This is a genomic window from Xanthomonas sp. NCPPB 2250 (assembly GCF_056725265.1).
Genome location: NZ_CM161520.1, coordinates 3465936 through 3488909 on the forward strand (window position 1 = coordinate 3465936; position 22974 = coordinate 3488909).

Consider the following 22974-nt stretch of genomic DNA (forward strand, 5'->3'; position numbering starts at 1 on the left):
CCAGGACGTGCGCCGTCATCCCAGGACCGCGAACAGGAAAGGAGCCTTGCATGCGTACGCCCGTCCCCGCCTTGATCGCACTCGCGACCTCGCTGTTCTTCTCGGTCAGTTGCGCCGCACAGCCCGGCGCCAAGGAGCATTCCGCCATGTCAGCCTCGCTGCAGGATCATTCGGTCGCGTTCCGCGACCCCGCACTCGCCGACATCGCCGCCGCCATCGCGCGCGGCGACGTCGCCCGCATCGCCGCCCTGGCGCCCAGCACGGACCTGTCCGCGCACGGCGACCAGAACGTCACCCTGCTCGAATGGGCCATCTGGAACGAACAGCCGCGCGCCTTGGCGGCGCTGCTCGATGCCGGTGCCGACCCGTCCCTGCCGGGCATGGACCAGGAAACCGTGGTGCACATGGCGGCCATGGCCAAGGATCCGCAATACCTGGAGATCCTGTTGCAGCACGGCGCCCCGGTCGACCCGGTGAGCGCGCGCGCGAACTGGACGCCGCTGTTCCGCGCCGTGCAGAGCAAGCGCGACGCGCAGATCGAGATGCTGCTCAAGGCCGGCGCCGATCCGAAGCGGGTCGACGCCACCGGCAACTCGTTGCTGCACCTGGCCGCGCAGAGCAGCGCCGGCAACCCATGGGTGCCCAGGCTGCTTCAGGCCGGTGTCGATCCGGCCCTGCGCAATGCCCAGGGCAAGACCTTCCAGGCGTACTTCTTCAACACGCCCGAGCGCCTGCTCAACGCCAACGCGCAGCAGGTCCGCAACGACGTGCGCGCCTGGCTGAGCGCCCACGCCATCCCCCTGGAAGCGACCCGCTGATGCGGTCGGTCGCCACACTCGCACGGAGCCGCGCATGAACCAGAGCGATCTTTCCCCGTCCGATCCGTCCACCCCGTTCTCCGACGCGGTCCGCGGCCAGCAGCCGCAGGCCGTGGATCGGCAACTGCCGCCGTTGCTGCAGGACCTCTACCACACCGCCGCCGAGCGCCGCGCCGGCGGCGCCGAGACCTTCGCCACGCTGCCCGATGGCTGGTCGCGCATGGACGACGCCGCGCTGCAGCGCGCCGGCATCGATCCCAGCCTGCAGCACGACGCCAAGAGCGGCTTCGATGCCGCGTTCTACCGCAACCCGCAGGGCAAGGTGGTGCTGGGCTTCTGCGGCACCGACGAACTGAAGGACTGGAAACACAACCTCGGCCAGGGCTTGGGCTTTTCCGACGCGCAGTACGCCTCGGCGATCCAGCTCGGCAGCCAGGCCAAGCAGGCCTTCGGCGACAACCTGCTGATCTCCGGGCACTCGCTGGGCGGCGGCCTGGCCGCGGCCTCGTCGATGGTCAACGACGTGCCGGCGGTGACCTTCAACGCCGCCGGGGTCAACAACAAGACGCTCGAGCGCGAAGGGCTGGATGCCGACGCGGCCAAGGCCTATGCCGCCGACGGGCTGATCCGCGGCTATCACGTCAAGAACGAACTGCTGACCTACCTGCAGGAAGACAACCTGCTGACCCGCGGCCTGATGCCCGACGCCGCCGGCCACCAGATCCAGCTGCCGGAACCGGACCCGCTGTCGTTCGGCCAGCGCCTGATCCCCGGGATGATGCTCAAGCATCGCCTGGACCTGCACGGCATCGATTCGGTGATGAAGGCCGAGGACCTGGCGCAGAACCAGAGCCAGGGTCAGGTCCAGAGCCAGGCGCAATCGGGTTCGCTGTCGACCGGCAGCCGCCTGTTCAACGACGCGGTGGTGCAGTTGGACGGCCAGCGCGACCGGCTCGGCCTGCACGACGACGCGGCCTTCCTCAACACCGCCGCCAGCGTCGCCGCGCGCGCCGGCCAGGACGGCCTGCAGCGCATCGACCAGGTGCTGCCCAGCCGCGATGGCGACCGACTGTTCGCCGTCCAGGGGCAACCGGAGAACCCGGCGCACCTGCGCAGCCAGGTCCAGACCGCGGCCGCGGCCCACGAGCCGTCGCAGGCCAACGTCGGCCAGTTGCAGCAACAGAACCTGCAGGCGCCGCCACAGCAGCAGGAAGAACGGCAGCGCAGCGTGGCGATGCAGTAGTCGCCGCCTGCGACTGCATCACGGCAGGCGTCCACGCCGACGCCTGCCGTGGCGTCCACCACCCAGACCAGCGATTTCGCAAGCGCACTGCCGGACGCAACGCCCCAGACCCACGCCCGCGGCGTACGGCAGCAGGCCCAGCGCCGGCACCCACATCGCGCCGCCGCACGCGAACAGGCCGCGGCCGTCCCGCAGCCGCGGCTCAGCCAGCGCCGGCCATCGCGCGCAGGGTGATGCCGACCAGATAGGCCAGGTACGTGCCGGTGGCGTAGCCCATCGTGCCCAGCAACACGCCGACCGGGGCCAGCGCCGGGTGGAACGCGGCCGCCACCACCGGCGCCGAGGCCGGGCCGCCGACGTTGCTCTGCGAGCCGATCGCGAAGTAGAAGAACGGTACCCGCAGCAGCTTGCCCAGCGCCAGCAGCAGCAGGACGTGCACGATGAGCCAGATCAGGCCGAGCGCGAAGATCCAGGGCCGGTCGAACAGCGCCAGCAGATCCATCTGCATGCCGATGCAGGCAATCAGGAAATACAGCAGCAGCGTGCCGATGCGCGAGGCGCCGGCGCCCTCGAGCGTGCGTGCGCGGGTGAAGCTGAGCAGCAGGCCGAAGGTGGTCGCCAGCACCACCACCCACACGAACGGCGAGCCGAGGCTGAACTGCTTGGCCCAGCTGACGTTGGCGTCGAACCACGCCGCGGTCGGGGTGGCGATCGCATGCGCCAGGCCGACCGCGCCGAAGGCCACGCCGACGATCAGCATCAGGTCGGTGAGGCTGGCGACGCGCTCGTGCTGGGCCTGGAAGTGGGCGATGCGCTGCTTGAGGTCGTCGATGCCGCGGGTGTCGGCGCCCGTGCGCGCATCGATCGCCGGCGCGCGTTGCGCAAAGAAGATCAGCAGCGCCATCCACACGTAGCCGACGCCGACGTCGACCACCGCGAACTGGCCGAAGGTGGTGGCATCGACCTGGAACACTTCGCGCATCGCCAGCATGTTGGCGCCGCCGCCGATCCAGCTGCCGGCCAGCGCGGCCATGCCGGCCCAGGTGTCGCCGGCAACGGTCACCGGATGCAGCCACTTCATCACCTGGAACGCGACCACCGCGCCGAGCATGATGCTGAAGGACGCGCCCAGGTACATCGCCACCAGCTTCGGCCCCAGCCGCAGGATGCCCTTGAGATCGATGGTCAGGGTGAGCAGCACCAGCGCCGCCGGCAGCAGCACATCGCGCGCGACCGGGTTGTAGAGCGAATTGTGCTGGCCGTCGATCAGGCCGACGGTGTTGTAGATGCCGGGAATCAGGTAGCACAGCAACAGTGCCGGCACGACGCCGTAGAAGCGCTTCCAGAATCCCGACGGCCGCGCCGCGGTCCAGAACACCGCACCCAGGGTGGCGGCGATCAGGCCGAAGATGACGATGTCGTTGGTGATCAGGGGCGTCGAGGGCATCGGGCTGTGGGGCGGGGATTGGGGAGTGGGGATTCGGGATTCGTGCGCCGCGGCTGGAGGTTTGGAGGTTTGGAGGTGTAAACAACGATCGAAAGAGAGCAACAGAGCGCGGGTGAATTCGCAGGAGCGACGCGCTGCAAGCGCCCTGTTGTTTTTGTGAGAGGGGCTTCAGCCCCGACGCTTTAGCGGTAAGGCGTCGGGGCTGAAGCCCCTCCCACAAGGGCCATCGGATTACTGAAATCGCGGGAAAATCCCGAATCCCCAATCCCGAATCCCGAATCCCGAATCCCGAATCCCGAATCCCCAATCCCCAATCCCCAATCCCCAATCCCGGGACCTGGGCCATGACCCAGGACGGGGCCCGGAAACCCAGGCCCCAGGTCCCCTCACTGCCCGATATGCTGCTTCAGCCAGCCGTTGACCGTGTCGTGCCAGAGGATGCTGTTCTGCGGCTTCAGCACCCAGTGGTTCTCGTCCGGGAAGTACAGGAACTTGGACTCGATGCCCTTGCGCTGCAGCGCGCCGAACGCGGCCAGGCCCTGCTCCATCGGGATGCGGAAATCCTGCTGGCCATGGATCACCAGCATCGGCACCTTCCACTTGTCCACGTGCAGGATCGGGTTGAACTTCTCGTAGCCGGCCGGGTTCTGCCACGGCGTGCCGCCGTTCTCCCACTCGCTGAACCACAGCTCTTCGGTGGCGTAGCCCATCATGCGGTTGTCGAACACGCCGTCGTGGTCGACCAGGCACTTCCACGGCTTGTTCCAGTTGCCGGCCATCCAGTAGACCATGTAGCCGCCGTAGCTGGCGCCGAGCGCGCAGGCCTTGTCGCCGTTGAGGAAGCCGTACTGCTTCTGCGCCGCGTCCCAGCCCTTCTGCAGGTCTTCCAGCGGGCGGTCGCCCCAGTGCTGGCTGATCGCATCGGTGAAGGCCTGGCCGTAGCCGGTGGAGCCGTGGAAGTCGATCATCACCACCGCGTAGCCCTGCCCCGCGTAGGTCTGCGGGTTCCAGCGATAGCTCCAGCCGTTGCCGAAGCTGCCCTGCGGGCCGCCGTGGATCAGGAACGCGACCGGATAGGTCTTGCCTTCCTGATAGTTGTACGGCTTGACCACATAGCCGTGCACGGTGTCGTTGTTCCAGCCCTTGAACGAGAACTGCTCGTAGTCGCCGAACTTCACGTCCGGGAGCAGTTCGCCGGCGCTGGGGGTGATGGCGCGCGGCTGCTGGCCATCGGCATCGGCGACCATGATCTGGTCGCCGCTCTTGAGGCTGTTGCGGGTGAAGGCCAGGGTGTTGCCGGCCAGCACCGGTGAGCCGACGCTGCCGTCGGCGGCCACGGTGCGGACCTTGCCGTCGGCCACGTCGACCGCGAACAGCGGATGCTGGCCCATGTCGTCGGCGGTGGTGTAGACGGTCTTGCCGTCGGCCGACAGCACGATCTCGCCAGCCGAGCGATCCCACTGCGGGGCGATCTCGCGGGCCTTGCCGCTGGCCACGTCCATCGCCATCAGGCCGAAGCGGTCGGCCTCGAAGCCGGGGCGCTTCATCGCGCGATAGAACAGCGTCTTGCCGTCGGCGGAGAACACCGGGCCGGCGTCCCAGGCCGGGTTGGACGCGGTCAGGTTGACCGGCGCGGCCTTGCCGGCGGCGTCCAGCCGGTACAGGTCGAAGTTGGTCGACCACGGCTCCTCGCGGCCGGCCACGCGCACGCTGGCGACCAGCGACTGCCCGTCCGGCGCCCAGGTGTAGTCCTCGCTGCCGCCGAACGGCTTGGAGGGGATGTCGCCGGCCAGGGTCACGCTGACCGCCGAGGCGCCGGCGACCGGCTTGGCCTTGGCGCCGGCCGGCAGCGGCGCGACGAACAGGCTGTTGCGGCGGCCGTCGTTCCAGGTGTCCCAGTGGCGCACGAACAACTGGTCGAACACCACGCCGGTGGCCTTGGACTGCTTCTTGGCGTCCAGGCGCTTCTGCGTGCAGGCCAGGTCCGAGCCGCAGTCCTGGAACACGCCGGCACTGAAGGCCACGCGGTCGCCCTGCGGGGCGATGCGGTAGCTGTCCACGTCCAGCGCGAAATCGGTGAGCTGGCGCGGCGCGCCGCCGGCCAGCGGCAGCGCGTACAGCTGCTGGCGGCCGGACTTGGCGCTGAGGAAGTACACGGTCTTGCCGTCGGCCGACAGCTCCGGCGAATTGACGTTCCAGCCTTCCGGGGTCAGCCGCTTCGGCGGCGCCGCATCGCGGGTGCGCAGGTCGCGCAGCCACAGGCTGGTGCTGGACTTCTCCAGCGCCTTGTCCATCTGCCGCTTGGCGAAGATCACCGTGCCGCCATCGGGCGTCAGCAGCGGCGAGGACACCCGCTCCAGCGCGACCATGTCGCGAACTTCGAAACCGCGGGTGGCGGCCAGCGCGGGCAGCGCGGTCAGCAGGGCCAGGGGCAGCAAGGCGTAGCGCAGGGTCATCGGGCGTCTCCGGAACACGGCAAAACGTCGATGGTAGGGGCCGTGGTGGGCGTGGCGCAAAGGACTGAAGTCATGGAGGGGCTGGGATTGGGGAGTCGGGATTGGGGATTGGGAAGAGCGAGGTGCTGGCTCGGCTGGGACCTACGAAGGTCCTGACGGACCGGTGTCGTGCAACAGGCGGACCGCGGTCTACGCGCGGCTGGATGAGAAGCGGATCGGGATTGGCAGATGCGGTGCGTTGGTTCGGCCAGGGCGATCAGGAGCAGCCTGGCACCTGGTTCGGATAGCGCGGACGGGCAGATCCGCCGCTGGACGGAAAGACGCGTCGGGATCGACAGTGTGATGCGCAGGCTCGGCCACGCGCGAGGTCGGTTTGGGCCGGCTTCCGGTGGCGTGGCGGAGCGCGATGCACGCGCGGCTGCGGCGCAATTCGCTCCTGGGCCTGCGCGACACACGCGGCGCGGAGCAGCCAGCGAGAAGCTGGCGGGATCGGCACGTGCGGCGTGCGGGCCCGGCCGGAAAAAGCGAAGCCCGGCGCGGGGCCGGGCTTCGGATGTTGCATTGCAGGAGGCGGTTGCGCGGGTTACGCGCGCGGCGCAGCCGCGGCTTCGCCCTTGCGGCCGGTGCGGTACAGCAGCCAGCCGACGAAGGCCAGCAGCGCCAGGCCGTACCACTGGTTGAGGTGGAACGCTTCCGGCAGCGCCAGCACATCGGCGCGGCCCGAGGCCACGATCGGCACCGCGATGGCAATGCCCATCAACGCCTCGCCGGTGATCAGGCCCGCGGCGAACAGCGTGCCCGGGCGGTGCACGCGGTCGCGGCCCTCTTCGTCATCGGCGCGGATCTTGTGGAAACGCTCGACCAAGTGGGTCAGCAGGCCGCCGAGGAAGATCGGCACCATCAGTTCCAGCGGCAGGTAGATGCCGATCGCCGCGGCCAGCACCGGCACGCGGAAGCGCTTGCCGGTCTTCTTCAGCCACTCGTCCAGGGCGATGATCGCCGCACCGACGCCGGCACCGATGCCGATCATGGTCCACGGCAACTCGCCGCCAAACAGGCCCTTGGCCACCGACGCCATCAGCGTGGCCTGCGGCGCCGCCAGCGCATTGGGATGCTGCGGCGTGGCTGCGCCGATGCCATAGGCCTGGGCCAGCAGATTCAGCACCGGCGCCATGATCAACGCGCAGGAGAACGCACCGATCGCCAGCATCAGCTGCTGCTTCCAAGGCGTGGCGCCGACCAGGTAGCCGGCCTTCAGATCCTGCAGGTTGTCGCCGCCCACTGCGGCGGCGCAGCACACCACCGCGCCGATCATGATCGCGGCGACCGCGCCGATCGGCGAATCGCGCCCGAGCAGCAGCACCAGCACCGCCGAGGCGAACAGGATGGTGGAGATGGTGATGCCGGAGACCGGGTTGTTCGACGAGCCGATCAGGCCGGCCAGGTAGCCGGACACCGAGACGAACAAGAAACCGGCGACGATCATGATGATGGTCATCGGCACGCTGACGTGCCACTGGCCGACGATGGCCTGGTAAAGACCCAGCAGCGGCAGCGTGCACAGCAGCAACGCCACCAGCATCCACTTCATCGGCAGGTCGCGATCGGTCTCGGCCACCGCGGCCCCGCCGGTGCTCTTGCGCGCCGCCGCGAAGCCGCTCTTGACGCCCGACAGCAGCGACTTGCGCAGCGAGAACAGCGTCCACACGCCGCCGATCAGCATCGCGCCCACGCCCAGGTAGCGCACCTTGGCCGCCCAGATGCCGAACGCGGCTTCGGCCGCCGGCGCATTGGCCAGACTCTGCGCCAGCGCCGGGTCGGAGCCCATGAAGAACTGCTGGTAGAGCGGGATGGCCAGGTGCCAGGACAGGATCGAGCCGGACAGCACCACGATGCCGACGTTGAGCCCGACGATGTAGCCCACGCCCAGCAGCGCCGGCGACAGACCGGTCCCGATGTAGCCGACCATCTTGCTGCTGCCGATGTACGCGGCCTGCGCCCAGGTATCCGGAATCACCTTCAGGCCGCTGGCCGCGCCGAGCTTGACCAGCCCGCCGATCGCCGCCGACAGGCCCAGGATCTTCAGCCCCGGCCCGGGATTCTCACCAGCCTTGAGCACTTCCGCGGCGGCCTTGCCCTCCGGGAACGGCAGCGGGTCCTCGACGATCATCGAGCGTCGCAGCGGCACCGAGAACAGCACCCCGAGCAGACCGCCCATGCCGGCGATGCCCAGCACCCACCAGTACTTGAAGTCCGGCCAGTAGCCCATGATCACCAGCGCCGGGATGGTGAAGATCACCCCGGCCGCGATCGAGGAACCGGCCGAGGCGCCGGTCTGCACGATGTTGTTCTCGAGGATGGAGCCGCCGCCGAGCAGGCGCAGCACCCCCATCGACACCACCGCCGCCGGAATCGCGGTGGCGATGGTCAGGCCGGCGAACAGACCGAGGTAGGCATTGGCGGCGGACAGCACCACGGCCAGCACGATCGCCAGCACCACGGCACGGAACGTGAGCTGGCGCGGCGCGGCAGCGTTGTTCATGGTTACCCCTGAAACGACAAAAACGCTTTGCACGCTAGCGTCTGGGGCCGGGCAAGTCCAGCATCGCGGTGCCCAGCTTGTGGCACATGCCTGGGGGGCCGGGATTGGGGATTGGGGATTGGGGATTCGTAGAAGCGGCAGTGCTCAGGGGCGGACGGTTGCTCCTCTCGCACCGGGATGTGGGTTGGGGTGAGGGTTCGGCAGCAAGCAGGTCACCCACCTTTTCGTGCCGGCCTGCCCCTCATCCGCCCCTGCGGGGCACCTTCTCCCGGGGGGAGAAGGAACCGCAGCTAGCCCCTCTCCCACCGGGAGAGGGGTTGGGGTGAGGGTCCGGCCTCGCGCCGAACCGCCCATGCCGCGCGCCGCCATTCGAGCAAGCGTCCGCGCGCCTATACTCCGCCGCTGCCTTCCTGCGCCGAGAGTCGCCGTGTCCGTGTCCTCCCTGCCGCTGCGCGACGCGCGCGACGATTTCCTCGGCCATCCCAAGGGCGTCTACGTCTGCTTCTTCACCGAGATGTGGGAGCGCTTCTCCTTCTACGGCATGAAGGCGCTGCTGCTGCTGTACCTGACCAAGTACCACCTGTTCGGCGACGACGCCGGACTCGACCTGCTCGGCGCCTACGGCGGCCTGGTGTACTGCGTGCCGGTGCTCGGCGGCCTGCTCGCCGACCGCTGGCTGGGCATGCGCAAGGCGGTGGTGTTCGGCGGCCTGCTGCTGGTCCTCGGCCACATCGGCATGGCCTTCGAGGGTCACGCCGCCACGCGGGTCAACGGCGAGGTGGTGCGCGACACCGCATCCCTGGGCGTGACCTACCTGTCGCTGGCGCTGATCATCATGGGCGTGGGCTTCCTCAAGCCCAACATTTCCACCATCGTCGGCAAGCTGTATCCGGCCGACGACCCGCGTCGCGACGCCGGCTTCTCGCTGTTCTACGCCGGCATCAATCTCGGCGCGCTGTTCGCCTCGCTGGTCTGCGGCTTCCTCGGCGAGGCCTACGGCTGGCGCTACGGCTTCGGCGCGGCCGGCATCGGCATGCTGCTCGGCCTGGGCATGTTCCTGTGGGGCCAGAAATACCTACATGGCCACGCCGAACCGGCGCAGCCGGCGCTGCTGCGCGAGCGCGTGCTCGGCGTGCCGCGCGAATGGGCGATCTACCTGTGCGCCGTGCTGGGCGTGCTGCCGGTGGCCGCGCTGATGTGGGCCGCGGCCAACGGCGCCTTCAGCCTGGGCGGGGAAATCTCCCTGGCCCTGCTGCTGATGCTGCTGGTGCTCGGCGCAGTGCTGCTGTGGTTCGCCTGGTTCACCGGCACCCAGTGCACCCCGGTGCAGCGCCAGCAGATGATCGCGCTGATGGTGCTGATCGCGATGGCGCTGGTGTACTTCACCCTGTACGAGCAGACCTACGGCTCGTGGGTCACCTTCACCGACCGGCTGATGACCAAGGACATCGTGCCGTCGCTGGTGATCCGCGGCGGTACGCCCCTGCCCTGGTCGATCGCCTCGCTGCTGCTGGCGCCGCTGGGCTTCGTGCTGGCGGCCTCGTTGTCCGACCGCCGCCCTGGTTCGTCGGCGCCACGGCGGCTGTTCGTCGCGGTCAGCGCGTTGATGCTGTTGTTCCTGATCCGCGACTGCCTGGTGCTGCCGCAGACCGCAGGCTCGCTGACCTACCTGGGAGCGCTGTTCCTGGTGTTGCTGGCGCCGCTGTTCGCCGCGCTGTGGGCGTGGCTGGCGCGGCGCGGGCGCGAGCCGTCCAAGCCGGCCAAGTCGGCAATGGGGCTGTTGCTGGCCGGCCTGTCCTTCGTGCCGCTGGCGCTGGCCGCGCAACAGGTCGGCGCGACCGGCCAGATGGCGAGCGTGTGGTGGCTGGTGCTGGCCTACTTCGTGCTGGAGGCGGGCGAAATGTGCCTGTCGCCGGTCGGCCTGTCGGCGGTGACCCAACTCGCGGTGCCGCGCGTGGTCAGCCTGATGATGGGCACCTGGTTCCTGGCCACGGCGTTCTCCGAGGCGCTGGCGGCGCTGTTCGGCAAGCTGGCCGCGATCGAGGTGCCGGATGGCCAGACCCTCAACATCGCCGACGCCGCGGCCAAGTACGCGCACCTGTTCTGGCTGCTGCTGTGGATCGGCGTGGGCTGCGCAGTGCTCGCCTTCCTCGCCGCGCCGCTGCTGCGGCGGATGATGCATGGGGTGCGTTGAGCGGATTGCCACTGAGGTCGCATCATTGCGACCGCGATTCCACCGCAACGGACGTCAGGCCGAGCTGCCGACCAATCAAGGCGAGTGCGGTCCGGACCTGCCCCGGACCGCACTGACGTCGTGCACCTGCGATGCATGCCGTGCAGGCATGCATCGCCAAGCGGATCGCTTACGGCTTCGCTGCCGCCGGCGCCGCCTGCGCACCGCCCAGCGACTTGCTCAGGAACGCCAACAGCCGGGTGTAGAACTCGCGACGGTGTTCTTCGGTATAGAAGCCATGGCCCTCGGTCGGGACATACAGCGTTTCCACCGGCACTCCGGCCTTCTTCAGGGCGGCTTCCATCTTCTTCGAATGCAGAATCGGGGCGCGCTCATCCTCGCCGCCGGCCACCAGGAACACGGGCACCTTGATCCTGTCGGCCAGGTTGACCGGCGACACAGCGGAAAGTTCGCTGCTCGGCCCCAACCACTCGCGCAGATAGGTCTGGCCCGCGTCGCGTTGCTGGATGTCGCCCTTTGCATACATCAGCGGCAAGTCGTAGACACCGACATAACCTGCCGCACACCGGTACAGCGAAGGCTCCTTTGCGACCCCCATCAACGACGCGTAAGCACCATAGCTGGCGCCGAACAGGCAGATGCGCTGCGGATCAGCGATGCCCTGGGCAATCGCCCAGCGGGTGGCATCGGTGACGTCGTCCTGCATCTTGCCACCCCACTGGCCGGCACCGGCCTGCTTGAACGCGCGGCCATAGTTGCCGGAACCGCGATAATTGACCTGCAATACCGCATAGCCGGCACTGGCCAGGATCTGGGCATCCTCGTCGAACAGGCCGCTGTCAAAGATTCCGAAGGGGCCGCCATGCGGCATTACCACCATCGGCACCTTGCCTGGGGCAGCCGACGTGGGCAGCGTCACGAAGCCGTGCAGGGTCAGGCCATCGCGTGCCTGTAGCTCGATCGGCCGCACCTCGCCCAGCTTGGGCGGCTGCAAGGCAGCACGACGTGCAAAGACGAACTCGGCCTTCTTCGCCACCGTATCGAACAGATAGAACTCGCCCGGATTGCGCCCGGACTGCACCTGCACCAGATTGAGCCGGCCGTCGCGGGTGCTCGAGGTGGCATAGACCGCCTGCCCAGGGAAGGCCGCTTCCAGCGAGCGCTGGGTCTTGGCTTCGGGCGAGCTCGCGTCGAAGAACAGGCTGCGCGGCTTGTCGCCCAGCACCTCGACACCGACCGGGACACGGGTGCCGTGGCGGTACATGATCCGGTAGGGATCGGCCAACACATCGCGCACCACCACCTTGCGCTCGCCGCTGTCCGCGTTCCACGACTCGATCGCGTCGCTTCCCTTGGCCTCCTGAACCTGCAGATAGGCGATCTTCCCATCCTCGGAGAAGCCGAGCGGCGTCTCCACGTGCTGACTGACGTTTTCGTCGTTGATCAGCTTCCAGTCGCTGCCCTGCGCATCGCGGTAGAACAGCTTCCTGGCATTGTCGGCGTCTGCGCCCGAAGCGAAGCGCACCTTGCCCTGCTCATCGCTGTAGAACTCGGCGCCGCGCACTTTCGGCGAACCGGCCAGCGTCCGGCGTCGGCCCGTGTACACATCCATGATCTCTGCGCGGCTGTAAGGATCCTTGCTGACGCTGAATGGACGGACTTGGATGATGACATTGCGGTCATCCCCTGGCAGAGGACCGACCATGTCGGCGATGACGTCCTCGACCTTCTTGGTCTGAATCAAGGTACCGGGGCCGTTGCCGGTCACCCGCTGACCCACCAGCAATTCGGCAGCACTGCCGTCGGCATTGATCGCGAACAGTTCGCCCGTCCCCCGCGGCGCGTCCAGCGACCCCATCTTTTCGGCCATGCTGAACACCACACGGGTATCGTTGACCCACTCGAACGCGTTGACGTGGCTGTTCTTGTCCATCGAAAAGCTGCCGACGATCTTGCTGTCGGAGCGGCGCATCACCGCTAGCGCGGTGCGGTCGGCCAGCGGCACGGTCGCTGCGTAATACTCACCGGTGGGCGACAGCTTCAACTCGCCAACCTGTTCCTTCTTGAGATACGGCGCCAGATCCACCTGCGCCCATGCATTCCCCGCTCCCAGCAGACACAACAACGCGACTGCGTACAGTCCCCTCTTCATTCCTTGTTCCCCTGTTCCTGTTGGCGTCACGTACGTGTGAAGTCTAATCCAGGCGCTTGTCCGATGGCGTGCCGGAAGCTGGGCGCCGACCTCCGACGACGTCGGGGCGGGAAACCAAAAAAGCGTGCTGCCCGGAGGCCGCACGCCCGTCGTCTGCCGTGGAAACGGCAGCGCGCACCGATCAGGCGCATCGCCGCCGCCCTGGCGTCACCTACTCTCTCGGCGCGCCGGTCGACCCGCGCACCATCAAGCTGAAGTCCAGCGTCTGCTGCAACGGCACGTCCACCCGTTCGATGATGGCTAGCAGCAGGTTGACCGCGCGGACACCGATTTCCCGCATCGGCTGCCGGATGGTCGTCAACGGCGGCGTGAGGTAACTGGACGAGGCCAGGTCATCGAAGCCGACGATGGACAGGTCGTCCGGCACGCGGATACCCAGGTCCCGGCAGGCCGCCAGGGCACCCAGTGCCATCTGATCGCTGAAGCAGAAGATCGCGGTCGGCGCGGGTGTACGGCCCAATAGCGCCATCGCCGCGGCATGGCCGGATTCCACGGAGAAGTCGCCCGGCACGACGGTCAGGTTGCGCAGGCGGCCGCGCGCCTTGGCGGAGGCGCGAACCCCTTCCAGTCGTTGCTGATGCAGGGGATTGTCGGGCGGGCCGCCCACCACGGCGATCCGCGCGTGCCCCAGTCCATACAGGTGTTCCATCACGGCGCGCGCGGCGGCCGCGTTGTCGATGTGGACGCTGGGAATCCCCAGCGCCGGGTCGAACTCGCAGCCGTTGACCACCGGCGCGGCGCCGCCCTGCTGCTTGACGATCTCACGCGCCGTCGGCGGCAGGCGATGTCCCAGCACGATCAGGCCGTCCGCCTCGTTGCGCGGGAGCATCTGCGCGTAGCGCTCCTCGCGGTCGGGCTGGTGCTGGGTATCGCCCAGCAGCACGGCGTAGCCGACCGCCTGCGCGGCGTCCTCCGCGCCCTGCAGGATCTGGGCGAAGAAGGGATTGGCGATGTCCGGGACGGTGACCAGGAGCTTGCCGCTGCGCTGGGTCTTGAGCGTCCTGGCCACCGTGTTGGGGACATAGCCCAGCGCGGCGGCGGCCTGCTCGATGCGCGCGCGCGTGGCGGGCAGGACTTTTTCCGGCCGGGAGAGCGCCCGCGACACCGTGCCCGCGGTGACGCCAACGTGCTTTGCGATGTCGTAGATGGTTGTCGCCATGAACTGAGCTCTGGTGTCTGCTGTGCAGTGCACAACGGGTCTTGCGGGAGGCCCATGCTAGGATGATTCAATCGATTGCATGAGGGCGAATCACGTTGAAGACGCTCAAGGGTCCAGCGCTGTTCCTGGCACAGTTCATCGCCGACACACCTCCCTTCAATCGCTTGGACACGCTGGCCGAATGGGCCGCGGGCCTGGGCTATTCTGGCCTACAAGTACCGACCAGCGCGCCCCACCTGTTCGATCTGGCCCAGGCCGCGCACAGCCAGGCGTACTGCGACGACCTCGCCGGCATGCTGGCCGGGCATGGCCTGCAGATCACCGAGCTGTCCACCCACCTGCAGGGACAGCTGGTCGCCGTCCACCCCGCCTACGACAGCCTGTTCGATGGCTTCGCACCGCCGGACAAGCGCGGCAACCCCGCCGCCCGCCAGGCCTGGGCGGTGGAGCAACTGCAGCTGGCCGCCAAGGCCAGCCAGCGCCTCGGGCTGACGGCGCATGCCACGTTTTCCGGCGCGCTGGCCTGGCCCTACTTCTATCCCTGGCCGCAACGCCCACCCGGGCTGGTGGAGGAGGCCTTCGTCGAACTCGGCCGCCGCTGGCATCCGATCCTGGATGCCTTCGACGCCTGCGGCGTGGACCTGTGCTTCGAGATCCACCCGGGCGAAGACCTGCACGACGGCGCGACCTTCGAGCGCTTCCTCGACGTGGTCGACCAGCACCCACGCGCCAAGATCCTGTACGACCCCAGCCACCTGCTGCTGCAGCAGATGGACTACCTGGGTTTCATCGACCGCTACCACGCGCGCATCGGCATCTTCCACGTCAAGGACGCGGAGTATCGCGCCAGCGCGCGCAGCGGCGTCTATGGCGGTTACCAGGACTGGATCGATCGTCCGGGGCGGTTCCGCTCGCTCGGCGATGGCCAGATCGATTTCAAGGCGATCTTCTCCAAGTTCGCGCAATACGATTTCCCGGGCTGGGCGGTGCTGGAGTGGGAGTGCTGCCTGAAGCATCCGGAAGATGGAGCACGCGAGGGGGCCGCGTTCATTCGCGACCACATCATCCGCGTGACCGAACGCGCCTTCGACGACTTCGCCGGCAGCGGCGCCGATCCGGCATCGCTGCGCCGCATGCTGGGAACCTGAGCCATTACCGCCCTGGGAGGGGACGCCATGACGCACACCATGTCGCGCTTGGGCGCGATGATGTTTCTGCAGTTCTTCATCTGGGGGGCATGGTTCGTGACCCTGGGGACCTACCTGGTGCAGGGGCCGCTGCACGCCAGCGCGAGCCAGGTGGCGACGGCGTTCCTCAGCCAGTCCATCGGCGCCATCGTCGCGCCGTTCCTGGTCGGCCTGATCGCCGATCGCTACTTCGCGGCGCAGCGCATCCTGGGAGTGCTGCATCTCGCCGGTGCGGTACTCATGTGGCTGGCATCCACCGCGACGAGCTTCGGCGTGTTCTTCGCCTGCGTCATGGGCTACATGCTGCTGTTCATGCCGACGCTGGCGCTGGCCAACAGCGTGGCGATGCGGCACATGCAAGCGCCGGAAAAGCAGTTCCCGCCGGTGCGCGTGGCCGGCAGCGTCGGCTGGATCGTGGCCGGCGTGCTGATCGGCTGGCTGGGCTGGGAACAGGCACATCGGCTCGAGCTGACGTTCCGGATGGCGGCGCTGGCCTCGCTAGCCCTGGGCCTGTATGCCTTCACCCTGCCGCACACGCCGCCGCTGGCGCAGCAGCGCGACGCCGGGCTGGGGCAGATCCTGGGGCTGGACGCGCTGCGGCTGCTCAAGTCGCGCTCCTATCTGGTGTTCTTCCTGGCGTCCATCGCCATCTGCATCCCGCTGGCGTTCTACTACAACTTCACCAACCCCTACCTCAACGATCTGGGCGTGCGCGGCGCGGCCGGCCTGCAGTCCCTGGGCCAGGTGTCCGAAGTCCTGCTGATGCTGGCCATGCCGTTCCTGTTCGTGCGGCTGGGGGTCAAGACCATGCTGGCGGTGGGCATGGCGGCGTGGGTGGTGCGCTACGCGATGTTCGCCTTCGGCGATGCGGGCGGCGGCTTCTCCCTGCTGGTGATCGGCATCGTGCTGCACGGCATCTGCTACGACTTCTTCTTCGTCACCGGCCAGATCTACACCGATGCGCATGCCGGCCCCGCCGCGCGCAGCAGCGCGCAGGGCTTCATCACCCTGGCCACGTACGGCGTGGGCATGCTGATCGGCACGTTCCTGTCCGGCGCGGTGGTGGAGCATTACACCACCGCCACAGGCCCGGACTGGCAGCGGATCTGGCTGTTCCCGGCCGGCGTCGCGCTGCTCGTGCTGGTCGCCTTCCTGCTGCTGTTCCGCGACCGGCCCGCCGTCGCGGCCGCACGCTCCGCACCTTGAGGATCCCCTCGATGCCCAAGCTTGGAATCGCCATCGTCGGCACCGGCATGATCGGCGCCGTGCACCGTCGCGCAGCGCTGCTGGCCGGCGCCTCGGTCCGCGGCGTCGCCGCCTCGTCCCCACAGCGCGCACGCGAGGTGGTACAGGCGTGGGATGTCCCGCAGGCGTATCGCGATATCGAGGAGGTGGTCGCCGATCCGCAGGTGCAGGTGGTGCACGTCTGCACGCCCAACCATCTGCACCGCGCCATGGCGCAGGCGGCGCTGGACGCAGGCAAGCACGTGATCTGCGAGAAGCCGCTGGCGACGACGCTGGAGGACGCCCGGGCGTTGGCGGCCCTGGCCCGCGCGACCGGACTGGTCGCCACAGTGCCCTTCGTCTACCGCTACCACCCGGTGGTCCGCGAGGCGCGCGCCCGCATCGCCCAGGGTGAGCTGGGGCCGCTGCGCCTGATCCACGGCAGCTATCTGCAGGACTGGCTGCTGGACCCCGCCAGCAACAACTGGCGCGTGGACCCGTCGCTGGGCGGCGCGTCGCGCGTGTTCGCCGACATCGGCTCGCACTGGTGCGACCTGGTGGAATGGGTGAGCGGCGAGCGCTTCGCCGAGGTCAGCGCCGCGTTCGCGACGGTGATCGCCGAACGCGGCACCAATACCGGGCAGAGCTTCACCACGCCGGCGGCGGGCGGCGCGATGCAGGCGGTGTCGAGCGAAGACGTGGCCATGGCGATGCTCAGAACCGGCGCGGGCACGCTGGCCTCGTTGACGGTCAGCCAGGTCTCGGCGGGGCGCCGCAATCGCCTCTGGTTCGAGATCGATGGCGCCCAAGCCAGCGTGGCGTTCGACCAGGAGGACGCCGAACGCCTGTGGATCGGCCGGCCGGACCAGCGCGAGGAAGTCTTCGTGCGCGGACCTGGTGCCGGCAGTGCCGAACAACGCCGGCTGGCGACGCTGCCGGCCGGGCACGCGCAGGGCTACGGCGATTGCTTCGAGGCGTTCGTCGCCGACACCTACCGCGCCATCGCAGGCGAGCGGCCGGAAGGCCTGCCCACCTTCGACGACGGGCTGCGTTCGGCGCTGATCGTCGATCGCGTCATCACATCGGCCAGGACACGCGGCTGGACATCCATCGATTGACTCCCGGGAGGACTTCCTGATGAACACAGCGACACGCAGAACCGCAACCCTCGCCCTGCTGCTCCTCGCGGCCCTGCCCGCCTTCGCACACGACACCACCGGCGCGCAGGCCCCCATCGCCGTGCAGATGTACACGCTGCGCAACGCCGGCACGCTCGACCAACAGTTGAAGATCGTCCATGACGCCGGCGTGGGTGCGGTGGAAACGGTCGGCACGCAGAACGTCAGCGCGGTGGAACTCAAGCAGTTGCTGGACAAGTACGCGATCAAGGCGATCTCCTCGCACGTGCAGCTGGCCGACCTGCGCAAGGACCTGGACGGCGCGGTGGCCTTCAATCGCTCGATCGGCAACACGACGTTGGTAGTGCCTTACCTGGACCAGAAGGAGCGGCCCACCGATGCCGCGGGCTGGACCGCACTGGGCAAGGAACTGGGCCAGCTCGCGACGCGGGCACGCGCCAAGGGCATGCGCCTGGCGTACCACAACCACGACTTCGAGCTGGTCGACTTCGATGGCAAGACCGGCCTGGAACTGCTGTTCGCCGCGGCCGGCCCCGATCTCAAGACCGAGCTGGACCTGGCGTGGGTCGCGCGCGCGGGCTACGACCCGGCGGCGATGCTGGGCAAGTTCAAGGGCCGCATGTTCGCGGTCCACGCCAAGGACAATGCACCGAAGGGCCAGGCCGAAGACGAAGGCGGCTTTGCCGCGGTCGGCAAGGGCGTGCTGAACTGGAACGCGATCCTGCCTGCCGCGGCGGCGAGCGGCGTGCAGTGGTACATCATCGAGCACGACCAACCGCGCGATCCGGCCAGCGTCGTCCGGACCGGGGCGGAGTACCTGCGTGAACATCTGCCCGCCAGCACACAGCGCTAGCACGCAAAGGAGTTCGGCTTGAAAACGATCACGACGATGGCCGTGGTGCTGCTGGGGGCGACGCTTGCGCCAAAGGCCTGGGCCAAGGACGACCCGGCGGCCGGCGCGCAGCTCTACGCGAACCACTGCATTGCCTGCCACGGCCCGACGCGCGCGGGGGTCCCGCCCACCTTCCCCGCACTGACCGACGTGGGCAAGCGCCTGCAGCCGGCGCAGATCAAGGAGAAGATCCGCAAGGGTGGCGGGCTGATGCCGCCGTTTTCGCAGCTGTCGCAACAGGACGTCGACGACCTCGCCAGCTTCCTGGCGCAGTAGGGCGCGCCCTCCATTCCCGGTATGCCGCGTTGGGCGCGGCATACCCGGGATCGCCGACACGCCCCAGGCGATCGGCGCCGACTGCGCGCCGGCGCTACAGCTCGCGCACCCAGATGTTGCGGTAGCTGACCTTGGAATCGTGCTCCTGCAGGAAGATCGGCGCGCATGCATGCGGCGCATACGACGGCGCGCCGATGTATTCGGTCTTGCCCGACAGCACGGTGTCGTTCTGCACCAGGACACCGTTGTGCAGGACAGTGATGCGGGCGGGTGACGTGAGTCCGCCGCCCTGCGAGAAACGCGGCGCCTTCCAGATGATGTCGTACACCTGCCACTGGCCCGGCGCACGCGAGGCATTCACCAGCGGAATGGCCTGCTTGTAGATCGCACCGGCCTGGCCGTTGGCATAGGTCGGGTTGTTGTAGCTGTCGAGCACCTGCAACTCATACAGCTCCTGCAGGAAGATGCCGCTGTTTCCCCGCTGCTGGCCGTCGAAGCCACGGATCGCGCTGGGCGTGCGCCACTCGACATGCAGCTGGATGTCGCAGAAGCGCTGCTTGGTGCGGATGCCCTTGCTGCCCGGCACCACGGTCAGCGCGCCGTCGGCGACGCTCCAGGGCACGCGTCCGCCCTGCTCCGACTCCCAGGCCGACAGATCCTTGCCATCGAACAGCACGATCGCGTCGGAGGGGGCGCCGCCCAGGGGCGTGGCCACGGTCGCGGGCACGGGCTTCCACACTTCGGTCTTGGCAGGATCGTGTGCGGGGTCGCCGTCGGCCTGCGCGACCGCAGGCGCCACGGCCAGCAGGCAGGCCGCCATCAGCAGGGATCTGGTCATCGTGTTTCCAGGAGAAGGAGGAAGGGCGAAGCGTGGCGCTCCATCAGCCGGTGGCCCAGGCGGGCGTGCCGGGAACGTAGGTGATGTCTTCATAGCGGCCCGGCACGGCGACGTAGCGCAGCACTTCGGTCGCGCCGACCTCGGAGGTGAAGAAGCCGAAGATGGTCAGTTGCTTGATCATGGTGAAGGGATGCGGCATCGCGTCCGCCGCGTCGGCGGTGCCGGTGTCGGTCACGTCGACGGCCTGTGCCCTGGCCTCCGCATCCAGGGCGCGCAGCAGTTCGGCGCGCGCCTGCGGGGCGAGCGACACGAATCGACCGCCGGCACGTTTGTCGATCTCGGCCAGGCCGGCGCGGAACGTCGCCTGCTGCCGCGGGGTGTAGCAGTCGGTAACGAATTTCGCCATGAACGCGCCGGCCCCGGCGTCCTTCGCCCCCGGCGTCTTGGTCCGCGGCAGGATGGTCTCGGCGATCTCGTCCAGCGTGCCGATCTCGACGGCGGAGAACAGCGCCTTCGTTCCCGTAGCCGACGCCTGTGCCGGGGCGAGCGCGGGCAGGCCGACCATCGCCGCGCCCGTAGCGGCGAAGATCATCTTCAGCAGTTCGCGACGTTCCATTACAGGTTCCCCGCTTTCAGTTCGCGCACGGCATGATCGGCGGCACGTGCGGTCAGCGCCATGTAGGTCAGCGAAGGATTCACGCAGCCGCTGGAGGTCATGCAGGCGCCGTCGGTCACGTAGACGTTCGGCGCGTCCCACACCTGGTTGTACTGGTTCAGCACGGAGTTCTTGCGGTCCCGACCCATGCGCGCGGTGCCCATCTCGTGGATGCCCTTGCCCGGCGCGTAGTCGCCATCGTGCATCTTCACGTCCTTGACTCCGGCCGCCTCCAGCATCTCGGCGGCATCGGCGGCCATGTCCTTGCGCATGGCCTTTTCGTTCTCGCGCATGGCCACGTCCATCGCCAGCACCGGCAACCCCCATTTGTCCTTGCGCTGCGGGTCCAGGCGAATCGTGTTGTCGTGGTGCGGCAGCATTTCGCCGAATCCGGTCATGCCGATGCGCCAGTCGCCCGGCACGGTCAGCGCCTCCTTCAGGTCGGCACCGATGTTCAGCTCGGCGATCTCGCGCGACCAGCCGGTGCGGCTCGCACCGCCCTGGTAGCCGAAGCCGCGCAGGTAGCCACGCTTGTCCATGGCGACATTGCGGAACCGGGGGATGTAGAAGCCGCAGGGACGGCGGCCGAAGTAGTACTTGTCCTCGTAGCCCTCGACCCGGCCGGAGGCACCGGCGCCGAAATGATGGTCCATCACGTTGTGCCCGAGCTCGCCGGACGACGACCCCAGGCCGCCGTCCCAGACATCGGTGGCCGAGTTCATCAGCAGCCAGGTCGAATTGAACGAGGACGCGTTGAGGAAGATGACATTGGCCGTGTACTGGTAGGTCTGTCCGCTCTCGGCGTCGATGATCTCCACGCCGCGCGCACGCTTGCGGTCCTTGTCGTAGAGCACCTCCTTGACGATCGAGAACGGCCGCAGGGTCAGGTTGCCCGTCTTCATCGCCGCCGGCAGCGTGGCCGCCTGGGTCGAGAAATAGGCGCCGAAGGGACAGCCCAGGATGCACTTGTTGCGATACTGGCAGTTGACGCGGCCCTGCTCGACCTTGGGCTGGGTGATGTTGGCGGTGCGCGAGTGGATCAGGTGCCGGGTGCCGCCGAAGGCCTTCTTGATCCGCGCGGCGACGTCCTTCTCGACGATGTTCAACGGGATCGGCGGCAGGAACTCGCCGTCCGGCAACACGTCCAGTCCCTCGCGCGTGCCGGCGATGCCGGCGAACTTCTCCACGTGGTCGTACCAGGGCGCGAGGTCGGCGTAACGGATCGGCCAATCGGTGGCGATGCCATCCTTGAGGTTCGCCTCGAAATCCAGGTCCGACAGGCGATAGCTCTGCCGTCCCCACATCAGCGAACGGCCGCCGACGTGATAGCCGCGGAACCAGTCGAATCGCTTGATCTCGGTGTAGGGCGATTCCTTTTCGTTGGCCCACATCCCCTGCAGGTTCTCGACCAGGGCGTAGTCGCGCATCAGCACCGGATAGGCGGCCTTCATCGCCTGGGTCGGGCGGTTGCGGTGCGGGAAATCCCACGCCTCCTTCATCGCGTTGACGTAGTCCTTGACGTGCTCGATGTTGCGTCCGCGTTCCAGCATCAGGACCTTGAGTCCCTTCTCGGTCAGCTCCTTCGCCGCCCAACCGCCACTGATGCCCGAGCCAACGACGATGGCGTCGTAATGATTGTCTGCCATGGGTTCTACTTCACCTCGGTGGATAGCGTTTCAGACGTCGCAGAGGCGGATCGCCTCGCGCAGCGAGCCGACGGGATCCGGCGCGGTGGGAACGAATTCCTGCGCCAGATAGCCGTCGAAACCGGTATCGCGGATCGCGCGACAGATGGCGGGATAGTGGAGCTCCTGATCGTCCCCGACCTCGTGCCGGCCCGGGACGCCGGCGGTGTGGTAGTGCTTGAAGCACGCGTGATGCTTGCCGATGGTGGCGATGATGTCGCCCTCCATGATCTGCATGTGGTAGATGTCGTACAGCAGGCCGAAATGGTCCGAGCCGATCCGCCGGCACAGCTCCACGCCCCAGGCGGAGTGGTCGCACAGGTAGTCGGGGTGATCGACCTTGGAGTTCAGCAACTCCATCACCAGCACGACCCCGCGCTTCTCGGCATGGCCGAGGATGCGCTTGAGTCCGACTTCGGCGTGGGCCATGCCCTCCTGGGGATCCATGCCATTCCGGTTGCCGGAAAAACAGATGAGGTTGCGATAGCCGGCATCGGCCACCAGGTCGATGTGACGCGTGTAGCGCTCGACCAGCGCATCGTGGAACTGGCTGCCGGCAAAGCCCTTGTCCAGGCCGAGTTCCGCGCCATTGCACATCGCGCTGTAAACACCATGCGCCTTCAGCGTGGGCCAATCCGCCGGACCCACCAGATCGATGGCGGCGAACCCCATCCCCTTCACCACCTGGCATAGCTGGGCGGTCGACAGCTGCGGAAACGTCCAGCGGGCGACGGACTGCTTCAGGTTGCCCTTGAGCGGCGTGGCCGCCGCAAGCGCTGGCAGCATGCCCATCGCACCAAGGCCAAGGCTCCCGGCGACCGCCATGCGCAGCGCGTCGCGCCTCGTGAAGCCCGAGGCCGGCGCCGGTCCGATCGAATGGATAGACATCCACCTTCCGGCCTCCCAACCGGTGTCAAACGCTGACGAATCGCAGCGATTCAATCGATTGAACCATAGAGGAGTGAATTGCGCTTTTGCAAGACGCAGTGCAAGAAAACCCATGCTGC

General features: G+C 68.0%; 17 protein-coding genes. 8 read left to right on the plus strand and 9 right to left on the minus strand.

What is annotated here, in order from left to right:
- The first annotated feature begins 50 nt into the window (after positions 1-50).
- Positions 51-818: an ankyrin repeat domain-containing protein gene (locus AC1PMG_RS13805; RefSeq protein ID WP_481109260.1), complete on the plus strand. Its 768-nt coding sequence runs from the start codon at positions 51-53 to the stop codon at positions 816-818.
- Positions 819-852: 34 nt separating this feature from the next.
- Positions 853-2061, plus strand: a complete 1209-nt coding sequence (locus tag AC1PMG_RS13810) for a Tle-like phospholipase domain-containing protein (RefSeq protein ID WP_481109261.1) — start codon at positions 853-855, stop codon at positions 2059-2061.
- 202 nt (positions 2062-2263) lie between these two features.
- Here the strand turns inward: AC1PMG_RS13810 and AC1PMG_RS13815 are convergent, their stop codons facing one another.
- From AC1PMG_RS13815 to AC1PMG_RS13825, 3 genes are all read right to left on the minus strand, one after another.
- Positions 2264-3508, minus strand: coding sequence for a DUF819 family protein (locus AC1PMG_RS13815; protein WP_481109262.1), 1245 nt, complete (start codon positions 3506-3508; stop codon positions 2264-2266).
- A 386-nt stretch (positions 3509-3894) separates the two neighbouring features.
- Positions 3895-5964, minus strand: a complete 2070-nt coding sequence (locus tag AC1PMG_RS13820) for a S9 family peptidase (protein WP_481109263.1) — start codon at positions 5962-5964, stop codon at positions 3895-3897.
- A 583-nt stretch (positions 5965-6547) separates the two neighbouring features.
- Positions 6548-8506, minus strand: coding sequence for an OPT family oligopeptide transporter (locus AC1PMG_RS13825; protein ID WP_481109264.1), 1959 nt, complete (start codon positions 8504-8506; stop codon positions 6548-6550).
- A 427-nt stretch (positions 8507-8933) separates the two neighbouring features.
- Here AC1PMG_RS13825 and AC1PMG_RS13830 point away from each other — a divergent pair, with 427 nt between their 5' ends.
- Positions 8934-10700 carry a peptide MFS transporter gene (locus AC1PMG_RS13830; protein WP_017909369.1) on the plus strand — a complete coding sequence of 589 codons (1767 nt, stop codon included), beginning with the start codon at positions 8934-8936 and terminating at the stop codon, positions 10698-10700.
- Between the two features lie 169 nt (positions 10701-10869).
- Here AC1PMG_RS13830 and AC1PMG_RS13835 read toward each other — a convergent pair whose 3' ends face one another.
- Positions 10870-12852: an alpha/beta hydrolase family protein gene (locus AC1PMG_RS13835; protein ID WP_481109265.1), complete on the minus strand. Its 1983-nt coding sequence runs from the start codon at positions 12850-12852 to the stop codon at positions 10870-10872.
- Between the two features lie 211 nt (positions 12853-13063).
- Positions 13064-14071 carry a LacI family DNA-binding transcriptional regulator gene (locus AC1PMG_RS13840; protein WP_481109266.1) on the minus strand — a complete coding sequence of 336 codons (1008 nt, stop codon included), beginning with the start codon at positions 14069-14071 and terminating at the stop codon, positions 13064-13066.
- Positions 14072-14166: 95 nt separating this feature from the next.
- Between AC1PMG_RS13840 and AC1PMG_RS13845 the strand changes: the two genes are divergently transcribed.
- From AC1PMG_RS13845 to AC1PMG_RS13865, 5 genes are read left to right on the plus strand one after another with little or no spacing between them, the layout of a single operon-like run.
- Positions 14167-15219 carry a sugar phosphate isomerase/epimerase family protein gene (locus AC1PMG_RS13845; protein ID WP_481109267.1) on the plus strand — a complete coding sequence of 351 codons (1053 nt, stop codon included), beginning with the start codon at positions 14167-14169 and terminating at the stop codon, positions 15217-15219.
- Positions 15220-15246: 27 nt separating this feature from the next.
- Entirely contained in the window at positions 15247-16464 is a 1218-nt protein-coding gene (locus tag AC1PMG_RS13850; RefSeq protein WP_481109268.1) for a nucleoside permease, read from the plus strand.
- Positions 16465-16475: 11 nt separating this feature from the next.
- Entirely contained in the window at positions 16476-17600 is a 1125-nt protein-coding gene (locus AC1PMG_RS13855; protein ID WP_481109269.1) for a Gfo/Idh/MocA family protein, read from the plus strand.
- Between the two features lie 19 nt (positions 17601-17619).
- A complete protein-coding gene (locus AC1PMG_RS13860; protein ID WP_481109270.1) occupies positions 17620-18474 on the plus strand; it encodes a sugar phosphate isomerase/epimerase family protein in 855 nt (284 codons plus the stop codon).
- A gap of 36 nt (positions 18475-18510) precedes the next feature.
- Entirely contained in the window at positions 18511-18789 is a 279-nt protein-coding gene (locus tag AC1PMG_RS13865) for a c-type cytochrome (RefSeq protein ID WP_407136657.1), read from the plus strand.
- Between the two features lie 94 nt (positions 18790-18883).
- On the opposite strand, the gene AC1PMG_RS13870 is transcribed toward AC1PMG_RS13865, so the two are convergent.
- Genes AC1PMG_RS13870 through AC1PMG_RS13885 form a run of 4 tightly spaced genes read right to left on the minus strand, consistent with a single transcriptional unit; the run spans position 18884 to position 22855 of the window.
- The gene (locus tag AC1PMG_RS13870) at positions 18884-19627 is read right to left on the minus strand and encodes a 3-keto-disaccharide hydrolase (protein WP_481109271.1); all 744 of its coding nucleotides are present in this window, start codon (positions 19625-19627) and stop codon (positions 18884-18886) included.
- A gap of 43 nt (positions 19628-19670) precedes the next feature.
- Positions 19671-20243 carry a gluconate 2-dehydrogenase subunit 3 family protein gene (locus AC1PMG_RS13875; protein WP_481109272.1) on the minus strand — a complete coding sequence of 191 codons (573 nt, stop codon included), beginning with the start codon at positions 20241-20243 and terminating at the stop codon, positions 19671-19673.
- On the minus strand, positions 20243-21928 hold the full coding sequence (locus AC1PMG_RS13880) for a GMC oxidoreductase (RefSeq protein ID WP_481109273.1): 1686 nt from the start codon (positions 21926-21928) through the stop codon (positions 20243-20245). Before AC1PMG_RS13880 ends, AC1PMG_RS13875 begins: the two co-directional genes overlap by 1 nt.
- 30 nt (positions 21929-21958) lie before the next feature.
- Positions 21959-22855 (minus strand): hydroxypyruvate isomerase family protein, encoded by an 897-nt coding sequence (locus AC1PMG_RS13885; RefSeq protein ID WP_481109274.1) that lies wholly within the window; start codon positions 22853-22855, stop codon positions 21959-21961.
- Positions 22856-22974: the final 119 nt, after the last annotated feature.